The following is a 16,366-nucleotide window of genomic DNA, read 5'->3' as shown; positions in this document are numbered from 1 at the left end:
TTTTGCTAAAAATCTGTACCACACTCAATTGATTTTCACTTTATTTTCCACATACTGCAGCACAGTTCAATTTAACACAGGGATTTTTCATGTCCGATTTTAGCAATGTCACCATAACCCAAAATGATGATGACACCGTTTCACTACTGATTGATCACAAGCCTATCTCTGAACGTTACGGCATGAAATTTAGTGCCAGCATTGTGGATGAACTCAAAGCTTTGGCTGATGGTCAAAATATGAAACTGTTTGATCAGTTTGTATTTTCACATACCGATTTAAACTTTGAGCATAGCTATCGGTATGTGACTTGCATTCTAAAAGAAGAAACAGGTTATAAAGTGACGCGTAATTTCGTTTATACCATTACTGCTCAAGGTCAGCAGCCGATTGAACATGTCATTACCAAACAGGGGCAACCAATGACCACTGCTGATGTACATGAGTTCATTAATACCCATCTGCAAAAATCCTTAAATGATTATACCGATCTGAATTATGCTTATTGATGTTTAGTTTTTGTGACAACTTGCTAACACTCCACACACTACAATTAAATAGTACACCATCTAATTGTAGTGTTCTTTTTCACTTAGTCATTCACATTTAATTATCACTTTTACCGCCATTTTTTAGTCATTCTCAGGCCTTTTATTCAGACTAAATATTTAATGATTAATTGTTAATGCTCAGCTGATTCAACCGGATTAAATACTTTTTTCCAATATTGCTATATTCGACCTCCCCTTTTTGGCGCAATTTAAGCTAAGATAGTGTGCTTTTTTATTTTTTAATCCCTATAAGAAGGAATACTGCCGTGGACGTACGTCTCTCTGATCGTGTAAATGCCATCAAACCGTCCCCTACACTTGCTGTTACCAACAAAGCTGCCGAACTTAAAGCTGCTGGTAAAAACGTAATTGGTTTGGGTGCAGGTGAACCAGATTTTGACACCCCACAACACATCAAAGATGCAGCAATTGCAGCTATTAACAACGGTTTCACCAAATACACCGCTGTTGACGGTACTCCAGGTCTTAAAAAAGCAATTATTGCGAAATTAAAACGTGATAATAATCTTGACTATGCAGCAAACCAGATTCTGGTTTCTTGCGGTGGTAAACAGTCATTCTTTAACTTGGCACTTGCTTTGTTAAATAAAGGTGATGAAGTGATCATCCCTGCGCCATACTGGGTAAGCTATCCAGACATGGTACTCATTGCTGAAGGCGTGCCTGTTGTAGTGAAATGTGGTGAAGAACAACGTTTCAAAATCACACCTGCTCAATTAGAAGCTGCTATCACTGACAAAACCCGTTTAGTGGTATTGAACAGCCCATCTAACCCGACTGGTATGATCTACACTAAAGCTGAACTTGAAGCTTTGGCTGAAGTACTTCGCAAATACCCAGAAGTTCTCGTGGCTTCTGATGACATGTACGAACCAATCCGTTGGGACGACGAATTCTACAACATCGCCACTATTGCTCCAGACCTTTACGACCGCGTAATTGTACTGAACGGTGTATCTAAAGCTTATGCAATGACTGGCTGGCGTATTGGCTATGCAGCGGGCCCTGCTAAACTGATTGGTGCGATGAAAAAAATCCAGTCTCAATCCACTTCTAACCCGACTTCCATTTCACAAGTTGCTGCTGAAGCTGCATTGAACGGTCCTCAAGACGTTCTTGAGCCAATGGTTGAAGCTTTCAAACGCCGTCATGACTTAGTTGTAAAAGGCTTGAATGACATCAACGGTATTACTTGCCTTCCAGCTGATGGTGCATTCTATGCCTATGCCAACATTCGTCCATTAATTCGTGCGAAAGGTTTAAAATCTTGCACAGAATTCTCTGCATGGTTATTGGAAGAAACTGGTGTTGCCGTTGTTCCTGGTGATGCATTCGGTCTGGGCGGTTACATGCGTATTTCTTATGCGACTGCTGACGAAGTACTGGTAGATGCGCTTGCACGTATCAAGAAAGCTGCTGATTCAATCGAAGGTGTTGACGCTGCGATTGCTTCAATTGCTGCTGAAAAATAATCTGCTTTTTCTAAAGTAAGATTTAAAAAAAAACCCGCGAATTTCGTGGGTTTTTTTCTATTTCAGGATTTATCTTTTTAAACTTAAAAAATATCCAGATTAATTCTGCTTTAAACATATTTTAATTATTTCAATGTGCTTGGCGCATGCGTCTGATCAGGCATAGTTCTAATCACCAAGGAAATTCCTGCTAAAACAATGATGGCAGACATGATCATCCGCCAACTTAAAGTCTCACCAATAAACAGCGCGCCACCCATTATCGCCAAACACGGCACAGAGAGCTGCACACTGCTGGCCGTCACACGGTCAATCTGTTTCACAATGACATACCACAACACATAGGCACCACTTGAGGCCAAACCGCCTGACAGCACTGCCAAAAGGACACCTTGAGGCTGTGTAAAGCTGTGTGCATAAAACGCAGCGTAAGCCAGCAAGACAAAAGGAATCGCCATGACAAAATTGGCTAATGTACTGGCCAAGGGGTTTTGCATATTTTTGCCCGCAATGCTGTACATCGCCCAGCCTATTCCTGAAAGCACCATAATGGCTGCATAAACCAAATTTGGAGCATCTGCACCCGGAAGCAAGAGAATGAAAATGCCGATAATCGCAATACACAACCCGGCACCACGGTGCAGATTGATTTTTTCACCATGACATAGACCATAACCGACCATACTGAGCTGAACAGTGCCAAATAACAGCAATGCCCCGACACCGGCATCTATATGTAAATAAGCCAGTGAAAAAGCGACTATATACAGCGCCAGAAAAAAACCGTTTTTAACACTCCACTCAATTTTGGCTTTTTGTGTAGAAAACAGGTAAAGCGCCAATAAAACGACAGCACCACTACAGACACGAATCAAGCTGAAACTCATCGGGTCGATTTGCTGGCCTGCCAATGCCAAACGGCATAAAACCGAATTGGCAGCAAAAGCCAGCATGGCAATCATGATTTTAAACAGCATGGTTGAGCGTCCCTATCAACAACCTGCTTTAGATATAGCCAATCTAGCTTTTTAAATCCATAGAGATTTGCTGATTCAATTTATAAAAAATACACATGAGCAAAATTCTGGAGATACATAACAATGATCCACACGCACTTGATGATCAACATTCAATCTTTACAAACCACTGCAAGTGACTCTCAACTTATCCTTTGGCAAATTTTTATAGCACGAGAGATAGTAGGCTTAGTTTTATGCTTCAATAATTTTCTATTCTTTTGCTCATTCAATAAATTTTATTTCCCTACAACCTGCTGAATGTTTCTTGACGGTTTTGATCAACACCGCTAATTCAAACATCAAGTTCCTTTTTGTAACTTATAAATCAATAAGGAAATAATAACAATGAATCCCAAAGAAATGACTGGACTGCAACTTTTACAAGCCATGTGTAATGGCAGAATTCCAGCACCCTCAATGAGTGAAACCGTTTCCATGCAACCTTATGAAGTTTCGGAAGGCACGATTCATTTCAAAGTGAAAGCGGATAACCGTCATTTAAACCCTTTAGGGGGCATACACGGCGGTTTTGCAGCAACCGTACTGGATTCCGTTACTGGTTGTGCCGTTCACAGTATGCTGGAAGCAGGTGTGGGTTATGGCACCATCGATTTAAATATCAAAATGTGCCACCCTACTCCTCAAGATCAACAACTGGTTGCCACAGGAACCATCATCAATATCCATAAAACCTGGAGATTACTGAAGGTAAAATTGTAGATAAAGAAGTCAAACTTTAAGCCGACGCCACTGCAACATGTATGATTATTCGTTAATAGACAATATGCCGCACTTAGAGCTTAAGTCATTTACTAAGCTCTTGTGCGAGTACATGATTAAACGGCCGATTTAAATGATTTTGTTAGAGCAGATAAAGCCACTTCCGGACGTGAAGTTCCCTTATAGATACATAAATATTTAAATACGCTATCGAGTGATATAGAGAGTTTCTTCTGTTCCGACACCGACCATACTTTAGAATTGTTACGTCCAGATAAAGCGCTACCATTCAGCTGATACAAATACAGATCACGATCACGTTGCAAAGGCTGCTTGCGACCATTCGAATAACTATCCAGCAGCAATTGACAAGGTGAATTAATCAACCATTTATCGCTAAACCAAAGCTGCAACAAGTCACCCAGATATAAGACTTGAGTTCCGACAGGCCAGACCTGGATATAAGCATCCTCAACAGCGGTCTGATAGCACTGCGGGTCTTGAATAATAGAAAGGTAATTATCTTGATAAAAAGATAAATTTGAAAAAATTTCGGCAATCGTCAGCGTATGCATTCGCTTTCTCCTGTTTAGCCATTTTAGTGCTGGCAAGTTGGTTTAAATCCACACTGTTTGAACTTACATTCAAACGCTCTGTTATGTATTTAATCTAACAAGCCAGTTTTGGCTGTGCAAGTTTTTTTAGGATTTTTAATTGAGTTGTTTAAATAAAAAGCATACGGCATAAAAATTAAGGAATCATGACACTTTTAGCTTGACCCCCTGTAAAATCTGCTTATAATCGCATGCAGATTCTCCAATAGCTCAGTCGGTAGAGCGACGGACTGTTAATCCGCAGGTCCCTGGTTCGAGCCCAGGTTGGAGAGCCAAATACGAAAAAGCCCGCAGCATTAAAGCGGGCTTTTTTATTGCCTAAATAATCTATAGTTATCTAGTCATCAGATAAGCCCTAAGCTAGGCCATAAAAAAAGCGCATCGAAATGCGCTTTTTCTCTGCTCATTCACCTCAACGTGGATCAATAGCAGGATTGTTTTTATTGTTGAGGTAAAGGAATATATTGTGAATTATTATTCTGTGCTTTACGTTCAGTCACCACCACATTCAGGGTTAATGGCTGCTCATCTCGCACCACTTCAACTTTAATGGTGCTATTCGGTGCTTGCAAGGCTACATAATTAATCAAGTGGGAAGCAGAAGTGATCGGTTCACCATTGACCTGGATAATTTTATCACCCTTTTTAATTCCTGCCTTGGCTGCAGGACCACGAGGAAGTACGTCAGCAACGACTACGCCAGTTTGCTTAGGTTCAAGAATATTGTCCTGTTGTACTGGCATGAGGCTAATGCCCAACCAGCCGCGAACTACACGACCGTCTTTCAGAATTGAATTTAGAATTTGCTGACACACTTTCGCAGGAATGGCAAAACCAATCCCCAGTGAACCACCGGATTGCGAGAAAATAGCCGTATTCACACCAATCAGATTACCAGCCACGTCAATCAGTGCTCCACCCGAATTCCCCGGATTAATCGCCGCATCGGTTTGAATGAAGTCTTCATAAGTATTAATGCCCAAATCTGAACGGTTGGTGGCAGAAATAATCCCCTGAGTGACTGTTTGTCCCACACCGAATGGGTTACCAATGGCAAGCACCACATCCCCAACTTCATTGCCGCTGAGTTTAAAAGGCAAAACCGGCAGCTTGTCGAGTTCAATCTTAATTACCGCCAGATCAGAATCTGGGTCTGTGCCAATCACTTTAGCGACTGCACGGCGTCCATCATTCAGACCCACCACAATTTGTTCAGCCTGAGCAATTACATGATTGTTGGTCAAGATATAGCCATCTGAACGTACAATAACACCCGACCCCAGACTGTTTTCATTTTGCTCCTGATCAAACTGTTCAGGGACCTGATCACCAAAAAACTCGCGAAATGCAGGGTCATTTAACAAAGGGTGCTCTGCTTTATTCACTTTTTGGGTTGTGAAAATATTCACCACCGCAGGAGCCGCCACCTTCACGGCATTACTGTAAGATTCGACTGCACCCGCCCTGTTGGTATTAACTAAAGGCTCGACTTTTTCTCTTGGCATTTTTATACCGTCAGATGCAACAGGGGCTTGCGGCTTCTGAGAATGTTGCCAGACAAGAAAACCGAGAGTGACTAAAACAAGTAAAACCCAAGGTAACCATGAAAAGGTGCGGCGCACGGTAATTTCCTCTAACAATATTTTAATTCGTTGATGACTAAGTAATTTATCGGCCATTGTAAAATGAAATACAGCAGGAAACTTAAAAATAATTCAGAGTTTTGTGCTGCTTTAGTTACAATTCAAAATATGTTTTGATGATATTCAATATTAAGGCTTTTGAGAAATTTATGGCAAAGCTCAGCGAGATTATTCAGTGGTGTGATCAAACCCTGAAATCACACGAATTTAAAGACTATGCACCAAATGGCTTGCAAATAGAAGGCAAACCGGAGATTAGCAGAATTTTGTGTGCTGTTACGGCATCTCAGGATGCGATTGAAGCTGCAATTGAACAAGGTGCCGACTTACTGCTGGTGCATCATGGTTATTTCTGGAAAGGTGAACCCTACCCGATTACAGGTATGCGCGGTAAACGTATTAAAAGCCTGATTCAGCATGATATCTCACTGGTCGGCTATCACTTACCTTTAGATAGTCACCCTACTTTAGGTAATAATGCCGCGATTACCGAGATGTTAGCATTAGAAAATATTGAAGCTTTAGATCCAGCTGAACGCAACCCGATTGGCAATATTGGTTATTTAAAAAACGCCATGTCTGCTGAAGACTTTAAACAGTATGTGTCTGAACGTTTAAATTTTAACGCCATCCATCTTCCCGCGGAAAAAACCAGCATTCAGAAAGTGGCTTATTGTACTGGTGGCGCGCAAGATTTTATTGGCAAAGCTGCGGAGCAAAACTGTGATGCCTACATTTCCGGCGAGGTCAGTGAACGGACTTTTTACGAAGCCAAAGAACTGAATGTGCACTACTATGCCTGCGGGCATCATGCCACCGAACGTTATGGAGTACAACGTCTGGCAAAAGCTATTTCAGAACAGTTCGATATTGAGTATAGTTACTTTGAATTAAACAATCCGATTTAATTTAATGACGGTTTAACATTTTCTTTATACGTATAAATTGAGGCTTTATTCTGTATTGTTATTTATAAGCAATGCGCAATTTTCCTCAAGAATCTATTACAATAAAGCGACTTAATGTTAAAACCCAGCAAAATGCAAGGAATTGAAGACATGACAACGATTACTTTACCGGCACTTCCATACGGTTATGAAGATCTTGCTCCGCACATCAGCAAAGAAACTTTAGAATACCATCACGACAAACACCACAACACTTACGTTGTAAACTTGAATAACCTGATCAAAGGCACAGACCTTGAAGGTAAAACTTTAGAAGAAATCATTAAAGCATCTGCTGGTGATGCTGCTAAAGTTGGCGTGTTCAACAACGCGGCTCAAGTTTGGAACCATACATTCTACTGGAACTGTATGGCTAAAAATGGTGGTGGTAAAGCGACTGGTGCTTTAGCGGCTAAAATTGATGAAGCTTTCGGTTCTTATGAAAAATTTGCTGAAGAATTCGCTGCTGCTGCAACCACTCAATTCGGTTCAGGCTGGGCTTGGTTGGTTGCGGATGAAGTAAATGGCAACCTTTCTATCCTTAAAACTTCAAATGCCGACACTCCACTTGCTCATGGTAAAGTTGCTGTGTTGACTATTGACGTTTGGGAACACGCTTACTACATCGACTTCCGCAATGCACGTCCTGCTTATATCAAAACTTTCCTGGAAAGCTTGGTAAACTGGGATTACGCAAATGCTAAATATGCTGGTCAAGCTGCTGGCGTTGAAAAATAAGAAATAAAATATTTTTTATTTTTTGCTTAAAAAATCACCCTTTATGGGTGATTTTTTTATTTTCAGAACCCAAACGCATATTAATAAAGCAAATAATTCATTTCTTTACATTATCTTGTTGACGACTTTAGTTTTCATCCCTAAAATGCGCATCAGATTCTCCAATAGCTCAGTCGGTAGAGCGACGGACTGTTAATCCGCAGGTCCCTGGTTCGAGCCCAGGTTGGAGAGCCATCTATTCTTCCATAGCTCAGTCGGTAGAGCGACGGACTGTTAATCCGCAGGTCCCTGGTTCGAGCCCAGGTGGAAGAGCCAAAATTCTAAAAAGCCCACTCATTGCGAAGTGGGCTTTTTTTTATTCAGCAGATTTACATTTCCTGCAATCTGCACTTTTACGATCTCTACTTTTGAGTCATCACTTTTTATTAAAATTGTAGATCATTCTCCTATCTCTTGTTCGCTGATTAAAATTTGGTTATTTTCATTCTAATAACAATATTCTAATAAACTGCTATGAATGCCACCTGGTTAAAATCTCTCATTTTCTGGATTATTTTGATTGTTGTGATGTTCGCCGTGTTTCAATGTAGTCAAAATTCTGAAAATAAAAAGCAGGCTTCCGCGCTCATGTATGAACGCCTGTTTCATTGCACCCGTAATTTAGTCAAAAAGAACCCGGAGGTTTTAAAACACATTCAGCAGCAACTCAAACCTGAGCTTACCCAAGCTGAAGTGATGAAATTGCTGGACGAATGCCGTCAAGCCCACCCATTACAAAGCAAAGAAAACTATATAGACCTAATAAAATCACTTAAATAACCAGCAATAAGTTTATTTTTAAAACATTCAATTCATTTTCATGGCTTTTTTAACACTAAACTCTTGACCCTGTAAGCCGAGATACATAGAATGCGTACCAGATTCTCCAATAGCTCAGTCGGTAGAGCGACGGACTGTTAATCCGCAGGTCCCTGGTTCGAGCCCAGGTTGGAGAGCCAAATTCTAAAAACCCACTCAACAGAGTGGGTTTTTTCTTATATCAAGATTTTATTGTGTTCGACTCAAGCCAAGCCACTTTTTTTATTATTGGTTGCATTGCCACTCTTGCCTTGCTGACCCTTGTTTTTCAGCAACTGTTCAAACCACAGCAGAAATTTTTCCCTAAACGTGTGATCACGCCTTTTGAAAGTAAAATGTTTATCCGGCTGAAAGAAGCCTTTCCACAACATCATATTTTGGCTCAAGTTGCTTTTAGCGCATTAATCACCAATGACAACTTTAAGATCCGTAACAAGTTTAACCGTAAAGTCACCGACTTCGTTTTACTGAATCAAAAGCTCGAAGTGGTCGCGATTATTGAACTGGATGATCCCAGCCATATAGGTAAGGAACAGGAAGATGCCGAGCGTGATGCCATGCTGAACGAAGCAGGCTATCAGGTCTATCGCTATACCGATATTCCAAGTACCCACAACTTAAAAAAAGACATTTTAAATTAACTCCATTTCGACATAAAAAAGCCACCGTATGATGCGGTGGCTGAATTCAGTATCGATCTCAATTATTTCTGGCTTGCTGTTCAGATAGCTCTACAGTGGGCTTAGAAGCAGCCTGTTCAGCTGCTTCACGGGCTTTGATCCGTTCCAGCATTTCAGCCTGCTGCTGTTGATATTTTTGCTGGTTTTTCTCGTCGCTACTGACTGCCAGATAGGCCATAGAGACCAGAAAAATCGGGATAAGTAAACCAAGACTCATCAGAATAATCATCTTCTTGGGATTGGGCTTCGCGCCTGACTGCGACATAATCAATACCTGTCAATCTATATACACACTAAATTTGCCTGTCCAATATAACAAAACCCTGTGCTGTCTCAACAGATCATTCACCTGCTTTGTAAACTCGCATCAAAAAAGCCGGTCGAAACCGGCTTTTTATCTCTACAGTCAGACAGCAAGCTGAATTTGCTGCAATACCTCTTGCAAGGTTTTAAGATAATCAAAGTCTGCTTCAGGCTTGTCTTGCATTCGCCAAGCCACATAACCATCCGGACGTACCAGTACCGCACCCGCTTCATGGATTTCAGATTTCTGGTTCCAGGTTCCGTAAACATCGCGGTATTCGCGGGAACCAATCTGAATCACATCCAGATAAGGTAAATTCATAGCATGCACCGCATTTTTCCAGCCTGTACCAGACAGCCCGGTCAACAAGGTAAAGCGGCCCTGTCCTACGATATCTAAGGTCGATTGCTTCTGTCCTTTGGCATTAATCAGCCAGGTATGCGGCACTTTTGCCCCCGGGCGTGTCGTTGCCTGCAAGTAAAGCTGCGAATCTTGCATAAAGGTTTCCGCTGTCGCCTCGGCAATCACAGCATTTGAATCATAACGCTGATTCAGCTCTACCCCTTGGGCATTAAATTCGAAATGCTTAATCTCGAGCGCCTGGAATAATTTTTGACGAATCTCGGCACCCGCGTCATCTTCAGCGAAAATTCGCTGCAACATTTCTACCTGTGTTGTTACACCATGATCAAAACCAAAGACTTCTTTGAGATGCTTATAATCGAAGCGGGATTGATTAGCACGGGCGACTATCTGCTTGCCTACAGGTGCACGCTCACGAGTATAAGAATCCAACAAGCTTTCTTTGGCCCAGCCTTTCACCGCATAGGCCAGTTTCCAGCCGAGGTTAAAGGCATCCTGCATGCAGGTATTCGAGCCTAAACCACTGGATGGTGGATGACGGTGTACTGCATCACCACCACAGAACACACGACCTTTGGAATACTCTGTCACCCAAGTCTGATTTACATACCAATACGACAGTTTTTGAATTTCTACTTCTTCAACTTCAGTCCCAACAAAGGCATTCAGGCGAGCACGAACCTGCTCCTCAGTCACCTGCGGCTCACCTTTGGAAATATCAAAGCCCCAACCCATAATCCACTCATTCCATGGGGTAATAGCGCGCAGTAGCCCCATACCCAAATCACCAAAACTGGCTTCGGGGTTAACAATCCATTGCAGGATTGCTGGACGATGCTGCACATATTGGCTTAAATCCGCCTTAAATGTCACATACACAGTACCGGCACGCGCCATGACGCCTTCAAGCGGCAGATTTAACTGCTCGACAATTTTAGAGCGTGCACCATCCATACCCACCAGATATTTGGCACGTAAGCTAAACTCGGTATTGGTAATCCGGTTTAGAAAGGTTGCCGTCACACCGTGTTCATCCTGAGTATGAGACAGATATTCTGTATTAAAGTTATAAATCGCACCACGTTCGGCGGCATTCTTTGCTAACAATGCTTCCATTTTCGGCTGGATCAGATCCACCAATGGACAGGGACTGCCCTTGACATAATCACCATGTCGTTCATCACCAGTACCCCAGGCACTTAAACGGGCAATTTCTTCCCCGACCAGACTGGTGGTAATCAGGCTTTCCCCCATCTGTTCCCAGGGCGTGGCAATCTGCTTGACCTGTTCTTCTACGCCGAGATCACGCAACACTTCCATGGCCCGCTGATTGGTAATATGTGCACGTGGACTGTTGGCTAGCCAGCTAAACTGGGTAAAAAGCTGGACTTTAATACCATAATTGGCCAGTGCCAGTCCCAAGGTTGATCCCGCAGGACCTGTTCCCACCACCAGCACATCCGTATCAAATTGCTCAGACATCAGCTACTCCTTTTCAATGTCACCCTTCAGCTGTCTGATCTCAGTGTATGCAACCACGTTATTTTGCAGAACACCCATAGACTTAAACTATGGTTGCATAGTTTTTAGGTCTGCCACATTTCATAATCTGATTTGCGGCATCAGCTCAGAAAGAGACTGTGCAATCGGGTTTATAGGTGTGGTGAATTATGGAATTACGTCATTTAAGATATTTTGTCAGCGTGGTTCAGCAAGGCAGTTTTACCAAGGCTGCTGAAAAAATGTTTACTGCACAACCTTCATTAAGCCAGCAGATTAAAGACCTGGAAGAAGAAATCGGCGTGTTACTGTTTGACCGCTCTGCTAAAAAAATCCGTCTGACCGATGAAGGTGAAGCCTTTTTACCTTATGCACAGAATGCGCTGGAAAATGCCCAGCTGGCCATATCCGCTGCACGACAGGTGGCTTATAACAAAAACAACCAGATTTATATCGGCTTTTTAAATGTGGCAGAACTGAAGGTCATGCCCTTAATTCTGGATAAACTCAAACAGCAAATTCCGGATCTACAGATCCATGTGCAAAGTCTGACCTGCCTTGAACAAATTCAGCGCCTCAAGAATGCTGAACTCGACCTGACCTTTACCCGTTATGCTGTGCAGCATGATGATTATGAGAACCTGTGCTTGCTGACTGAAAAAATCTATGTCGTGGCAGCAAAGAAACTTCATCCTTCTAAACATCAGATTAACCGTGAATACTTGAGCAAACAGAACATCATCATGTGTGAACAAAGCGCCTCACCGGTTTTCTATGAAAAGATCAATAAACAATTACAGCTCAAACATCTACCACATCATCAGATGCACTGGGTGACCAATGTTCTGCAACATATCAACATGATCAATATGGGCTTGGGCTTTAGTTTCGTTCCGGAATACCTGCTAAAATTTCTCGGCGATCATGTGCAAGTGATTGCGACCGATTTTGAACTTCCAACCTTGCAGCTGTATGCCAGTTTTAGAAAAAATTCAAAAAATGCCGCATTACAGTTCATTACTCAGGAACTAAAGATACAAAGTCAGTTGAACTGATGTCGCAGCCTACATTTAACCCATAATAAAAAGTATCCATACGGATAATTTTTTATGACGATTTTTACTTCAAATAATCATTAAAACAAAGCGAGAAAAATTCCGGCAAAAATCATAACACCTACCCAGCGATTATGACGGAATGCCCAAAAACAGCGCTGCGGATCACGGTCATGGGTTTTGCTCCATTGGTAGATAAAATCTGCAGCAACGCATAGCAATGCGATTAAACCAAATGGCATCAACAGACTTTCCAAATACAGAGCACTGCCAATCAATATAAGGCTGATGACTTGCAATAAAGAAATAATTTCAATGTCATATTTGCCAAATAAAATCGCTGTGGATTTTACCCCGATCTTCAAATCATATTCACGGTCAGTAATGGCATATTGAGTATCATAAGCCACTGTCCAGGCCAGATTACCAAAGTACAGAAGCCAGCAGGTTAAATCCGGTATCTGTCCAACTGCGGTATAGGCCATTGGAATGGACCATGAAAATGCCGCGCCAAGAAAGACTTGTGGCAAGTGGGTATAGCGTTTCATAAACGGATAGATAAATGCCAGAAACAACGCCCCAAATGACCAGTAAAAGGTTTCAATCGGCAAAAAGAACAACATACAGGCACTAGCAGCAACCAGAGCTAAAAATACATATATTGCTTCTTGAGCACTGATAATTCCGGTCGCCAGTGGACGGGTTTTAGTCCGTTCCACATATGCATCTACTTTCCGGTCAGCAAAATCATTAATGGCACAGCCTGCCGCACGCATAAAAATCGTGCCCAAAATCATGGGAATCAAAATGCTGATGGATGGCATACCCTGATTGGCAATCCATAACGCCCACATGGTTGGCCAAAACACCAGTTCCGTACCAATCGGCTTATCAAAACGACAGAGATAATAATAAGCTTCCAGGCGTTCACGCCAGGTAATTTGATGCGCAGTTGCCATGACCATCCTTAACCAGATTACTGTTTAATTTTTTGTTGAATAAATTGCTCAAATGCAGGTAAAAAAGTTTCCTGCACAATAAATTTACAACCATGCCAAGTATAGCAACTTTGCCGTGTCCAGCCATCTTCCAGCAGAATGACACGACGCTGACATATAGGGTTTGTGCGTTGAAATAAAAACCATCCTATAGGTTTTTTACCAATATGCTTAAAAAGGCGTGCCCGACGCTGCAAGCTTAGGATTGGAAAAATGCTTTTCGCTTTGACCCACGGCTCTGCATCACAACCATATAAATAGCTTTCACGTACCCAAGATGTATGCTGATGCGGCATATTCATCCATTGTGCATCGGCACGTAGAAGCCGCTGATAGTGCTCTTCAATAGGCTGGACCTTGAATACCCCACCCGCAAAATCGGTTAATTGTTGTGTCAGTGAACCTGAAGCATATAACCACGATTTTAATGCAGGTAAAATAGTTGAATTTTGATTTGCGTATGCAAGCGGTTCACGCATAACCATAAAGCTCTTAAAAATATGAAAATTTATACATAGTTTAAATGATATTCAGAAGACTGGAGCTTACTTGTTATCATTTAATTTAAAATGAAATTTTGGTTTAACTGTTGTCTGTTTTGGCGATGACTTCAAATTTTCCCTGCGGAGTTTTAATTAAAATCATGCCTTCGGCAGTTAAATAAAAACTTTTAGGATAAGCATAATCCAGAGCCAGTTCAGGATTTTTCAGAGCAACGAACTCAGCTTGCTTATAGCCTTCCACTGTTCGCCCAACCTCAATATAAGTCACTTCTGAAAAGTTCAGTTTAAATCCTTTTTCATGATCCTTTGGATCAATCCAAGGAAAGAAACCGATGTGCTTTTTACGCTGCGCCATAGTCGTGTACATACTTCAAGTAATTGAATAGATCATACAAAAAAAACCCGCGACAAGCGCGGGTTTTTCTTGAACCTAAATTCGAATATGAATTACAGGCTGTAATACATATCAAATTCAACTGGGTGAGTAGTCGTGTTCAGACGACGTACTTCTTCAGTTTTAAGTTCGATATAGGCTTCAAGCATTTCTTTAGTGAACACGCCACCTTTAAGCAGGTAATCATGATCCGCTGCAAGAGCTTCAAGCGCCATATCCAGGCTGTGAGCCACTGTAGGGATTTTAGCTTCTTCTTCAGGAGGAAGATCATACAAGTTCTTGTCAGCAGCTTCACCTGGGTGAATCTTGTTTTGAATACCGTCAAGACCAGCCATCAACAATGCAGCGAAACCTAAGTACGGGTTCATCATTGGATCTGGGAAACGTGCTTCAATACGTTTGCCTTTAGGGCTAGAAACGTAAGGAATACGGATAGAAGCAGAACGGTTACGTGCTGAGTAAGCAAGCATGATTGGCGCTTCAAAATGCGGAACTAAACGTTTGTACGAGTTAGTAGATGGGTTAGTGATTGCATTCAATGAACGAGCATGCTTGATCACACCGCCGATGAAGTACAATGCCATTTCAGAAAGGCCTGCATATTCGTCACCAGCAAACAGGTTCTTGCCATCTTTAGAGATTGACATATGCACGTGCATACCAGAACCGTTGTCACCTACCATTGGTTTAGGCATGAAAGTCGCAGTTTTAGCATATTGGTGTGCAACGTTCCAAACTGCATATTTAAACTGTTGAACTTCGTCAGCTTTACGCACCATAGTATTGAAGCTCACACCAATTTCTAACTGGCAAGATGCAACTTCATGGTGATGTACTTCTACACGACCTGGACCCATGATGTCTTCAATACGGGCACACATATCAGCACGCATATCTTGTGAAGAATCTACAGGAGGAACTGGGAAATAACCGCCTTTAACACGTGGACGGTGACCAGAGTTACCAGCTTCGTAATCTTTACCAGTAGACCAAGCAGCTTCTTCAGCGATCAATGTGTGGCGTGCGCCAGACATGTCGATGTCCCATTTTACTTCGTCAAAAACGAAGAATTCTGGTTCTGGACCGAAGAATGCAGTATCACCGATACCTGTTGATTTTAAGTATTCTTCTGCACGGCGAGCGATAGAGCGTGGGTCACGTTCATAACCTTGACCAGTAGATGGCTCGATTACGTCACAAGTTACCACAACTGTAGCTTCAGCGAAGAACGGGTCAAGGAAACATGTTTCAGCGTCTGGACGCAAGATCATGTCAGATGCTTCAATGCCTTTCCAACCAGCAATTGAAGAACCGTCAAACATTTTACCGTCTTCAAAAGTATCTTCGTCGATTGTATCTGCAGGGTAAGTTACGTGCTGCTCTTTACCCTTAGTATCAGTAAAGCGAAAATCGACCCATTTTGCGCCACTTTCTTGGATGAGTTGAAGGACCTTGTTCGCCATGCTCATTTTGCTCCGATGATTTTTTGTTGCACCTGCTAAGTGCGTGTTAGTAGTTGGTGTCTATAAAGCAATTCTCGTACCAACTTTTAAAAAGCAAAGCTAAAATATTGAATTCTTTATCAGAATAGAAGATTTGAGCCTTTTGCTTTGTTGCTATTATACTGTGTGTAAATCTAAATGCACCATATTCAAACACTCATAATCACATTTACTTGAAAAGTAGCTTTTAGTGTATCAAATTGGTGCATATTTATTTTTCCCTTTTATAAGAGTCCTATTTTTCTTGCGATTTGCCTGAATATCCATCAGTTCTGCTTAAAATAAATTCTTAATAATTTATTTTCTGTCATGTTAATGATTTCATTATTGAATATTTTCAGCATTTTCTATTTCAAGCTAAAACTCACCTAAAGCATAAATACAAGCTATCTTATTATTATAGATATGTTTTTTATTTTTGGCCCTTAAATTGCAGATATTTCAAACAGTCGAAAGCGTGAAATACTCTGCGCCATTTTGGTGA

At 41.7% G+C, this 16,366-nt stretch carries 16 protein-coding genes, 4 tRNA genes and 1 pseudogene; 12 read left to right on the top strand and 9 right to left on the bottom strand.

From position 1 onward, the window contains the following. The first annotated feature begins 89 nt into the window (after window positions 1–89). Together FTU91_RS04560 and FTU91_RS04555 are read left to right on the top strand one after the other, a co-directional pair. On the top strand, window positions 90–509 hold the full coding sequence (locus FTU91_RS04560; protein ID WP_180081151.1) for a hypothetical protein: 420 nt from the start codon (window positions 90–92) through the stop codon (window positions 507–509). A gap of 308 nt (window positions 510–817) precedes the next feature. Next, on the top strand, window positions 818–2,044 hold the full coding sequence (locus FTU91_RS04555; protein ID WP_086194996.1) for a pyridoxal phosphate-dependent aminotransferase: 1,227 nt from the start codon (window positions 818–820) through the stop codon (window positions 2,042–2,044). 125 nt (window positions 2,045–2,169) lie between these two features. Here FTU91_RS04555 and FTU91_RS04550 read toward each other — a convergent pair whose 3' ends face one another. Next, window positions 2,170–3,021: a DMT family transporter gene (locus FTU91_RS04550; protein WP_180042696.1), complete on the bottom strand. Its 852-nt coding sequence runs from the start codon at window positions 3,019–3,021 to the stop codon at window positions 2,170–2,172. Between the two features lie 387 nt (window positions 3,022–3,408). Between FTU91_RS04550 and FTU91_RS04545 the strand changes: the two are divergent. Then, window positions 3,409–3,803, top strand: a pseudogene (locus FTU91_RS04545) (PaaI family thioesterase). Window positions 3,804–3,899: 96 nt separating this feature from the next. On the opposite strand, the gene FTU91_RS04540 reads toward FTU91_RS04545, so the two are convergent. Then, on the bottom strand, window positions 3,900–4,358 hold the full coding sequence (locus FTU91_RS04540; RefSeq protein ID WP_180042697.1) for a hypothetical protein: 459 nt from the start codon (window positions 4,356–4,358) through the stop codon (window positions 3,900–3,902). 238 nt (window positions 4,359–4,596) lie between these two features. Here FTU91_RS04540 and FTU91_RS04535 point away from each other — a divergent pair. Further along, a tRNA-Asn gene (locus FTU91_RS04535) sits at window positions 4,597–4,672 on the top strand. A gap of 165 nt (window positions 4,673–4,837) precedes the next feature. Here FTU91_RS04535 and FTU91_RS04530 read toward each other — a convergent pair. After that, window positions 4,838–6,019, bottom strand: coding sequence for a S1C family serine protease (locus tag FTU91_RS04530; protein ID WP_180042741.1), 1,182 nt, complete (start codon window positions 6,017–6,019; stop codon window positions 4,838–4,840). Between the two features lie 170 nt (window positions 6,020–6,189). Between FTU91_RS04530 and FTU91_RS04525 the strand changes: the two genes are divergently transcribed. From FTU91_RS04525 to FTU91_RS04495, 7 genes are all read left to right on the top strand, one after another. Further along, a complete protein-coding gene (locus tag FTU91_RS04525; protein ID WP_180042698.1) occupies window positions 6,190–6,948 on the top strand; it encodes a Nif3-like dinuclear metal center hexameric protein in 759 nt (252 codons plus the stop codon). 150 nt (window positions 6,949–7,098) lie between these two features. Then, window positions 7,099–7,725, top strand: a complete 627-nt coding sequence (locus FTU91_RS04520) for a superoxide dismutase (RefSeq protein WP_086195136.1) — start codon at window positions 7,099–7,101, stop codon at window positions 7,723–7,725. Window positions 7,726–7,883: 158 nt separating this feature from the next. Continuing rightward, a tRNA-Asn gene (locus FTU91_RS04515) sits at window positions 7,884–7,959 on the top strand. A 5-nt stretch (window positions 7,960–7,964) separates the two neighbouring features. Beyond that, window positions 7,965–8,040 (top strand) — tRNA-Asn (locus FTU91_RS04510). A 198-nt stretch (window positions 8,041–8,238) separates the two neighbouring features. Further along, window positions 8,239–8,544: a hypothetical protein gene (locus tag FTU91_RS04505; RefSeq protein ID WP_180042699.1), complete on the top strand. Its 306-nt coding sequence runs from the start codon at window positions 8,239–8,241 to the stop codon at window positions 8,542–8,544. 103 nt (window positions 8,545–8,647) lie between these two features. Further along, window positions 8,648–8,723, top strand: a tRNA-Asn gene (locus FTU91_RS04500). Window positions 8,724–8,777: 54 nt separating this feature from the next. Then, window positions 8,778–9,224: a DUF2726 domain-containing protein gene (locus FTU91_RS04495; protein ID WP_086195135.1), complete on the top strand. Its 447-nt coding sequence runs from the start codon at window positions 8,778–8,780 to the stop codon at window positions 9,222–9,224. Window positions 9,225–9,282: 58 nt separating this feature from the next. Here the strand turns inward: FTU91_RS04495 and FTU91_RS04490 are convergent, their stop codons facing one another. Continuing rightward, window positions 9,283–9,528 (bottom strand): hypothetical protein, encoded by a 246-nt coding sequence (locus tag FTU91_RS04490; protein ID WP_086194990.1) that lies wholly within the window; start codon window positions 9,526–9,528, stop codon window positions 9,283–9,285. Between the two features lie 141 nt (window positions 9,529–9,669). Then, on the bottom strand, window positions 9,670–11,412 hold the full coding sequence (locus tag FTU91_RS04485; protein WP_180042700.1) for an FAD-dependent monooxygenase: 1,743 nt from the start codon (window positions 11,410–11,412) through the stop codon (window positions 9,670–9,672). A 188-nt stretch (window positions 11,413–11,600) separates the two neighbouring features. On the opposite strand from FTU91_RS04485, the gene FTU91_RS04480 reads away from it, so the two are divergent. Further along, entirely contained in the window at window positions 11,601–12,485 is an 885-nt protein-coding gene (locus FTU91_RS04480) for a LysR family transcriptional regulator (protein WP_180042701.1), read from the top strand. Window positions 12,486–12,565: 80 nt separating this feature from the next. On the opposite strand, the gene ubiA is transcribed toward FTU91_RS04480, so the two are convergent. The 4 genes from ubiA to glnA form a co-directional block, all read right to left on the bottom strand. Beyond that, window positions 12,566–13,444, bottom strand: a complete 879-nt coding sequence (gene ubiA / locus FTU91_RS04475; RefSeq protein WP_180042702.1) for a 4-hydroxybenzoate octaprenyltransferase — start codon at window positions 13,442–13,444, stop codon at window positions 12,566–12,568. 17 nt (window positions 13,445–13,461) lie between these two features. After that, window positions 13,462–13,962, bottom strand: a complete 501-nt coding sequence (locus tag FTU91_RS04470; RefSeq protein ID WP_086194986.1) for a chorismate lyase — start codon at window positions 13,960–13,962, stop codon at window positions 13,462–13,464. A 103-nt stretch (window positions 13,963–14,065) separates the two neighbouring features. Continuing rightward, on the bottom strand, window positions 14,066–14,341 hold the full coding sequence (locus tag FTU91_RS04465) for a hypothetical protein (RefSeq protein WP_180042703.1): 276 nt from the start codon (window positions 14,339–14,341) through the stop codon (window positions 14,066–14,068). A 92-nt stretch (window positions 14,342–14,433) separates the two neighbouring features. Beyond that, entirely contained in the window at window positions 14,434–15,849 is a 1,416-nt protein-coding gene (gene glnA, locus FTU91_RS04460; RefSeq protein WP_171263131.1) for a type I glutamate--ammonia ligase, read from the bottom strand. Window positions 15,850–16,366 lie beyond the last annotated feature (517 nt).

The sequence above is a fragment of the Acinetobacter sp. YH12201 genome (assembly GCF_013418145.1).
Taxonomy (GTDB): Bacteria; Pseudomonadota; Gammaproteobacteria; order Pseudomonadales; family Moraxellaceae; genus Acinetobacter.
The sequence above is the reverse complement of the archived record's forward strand: the minus strand, read 5'-3'. Positions and strand labels throughout refer to the sequence as shown.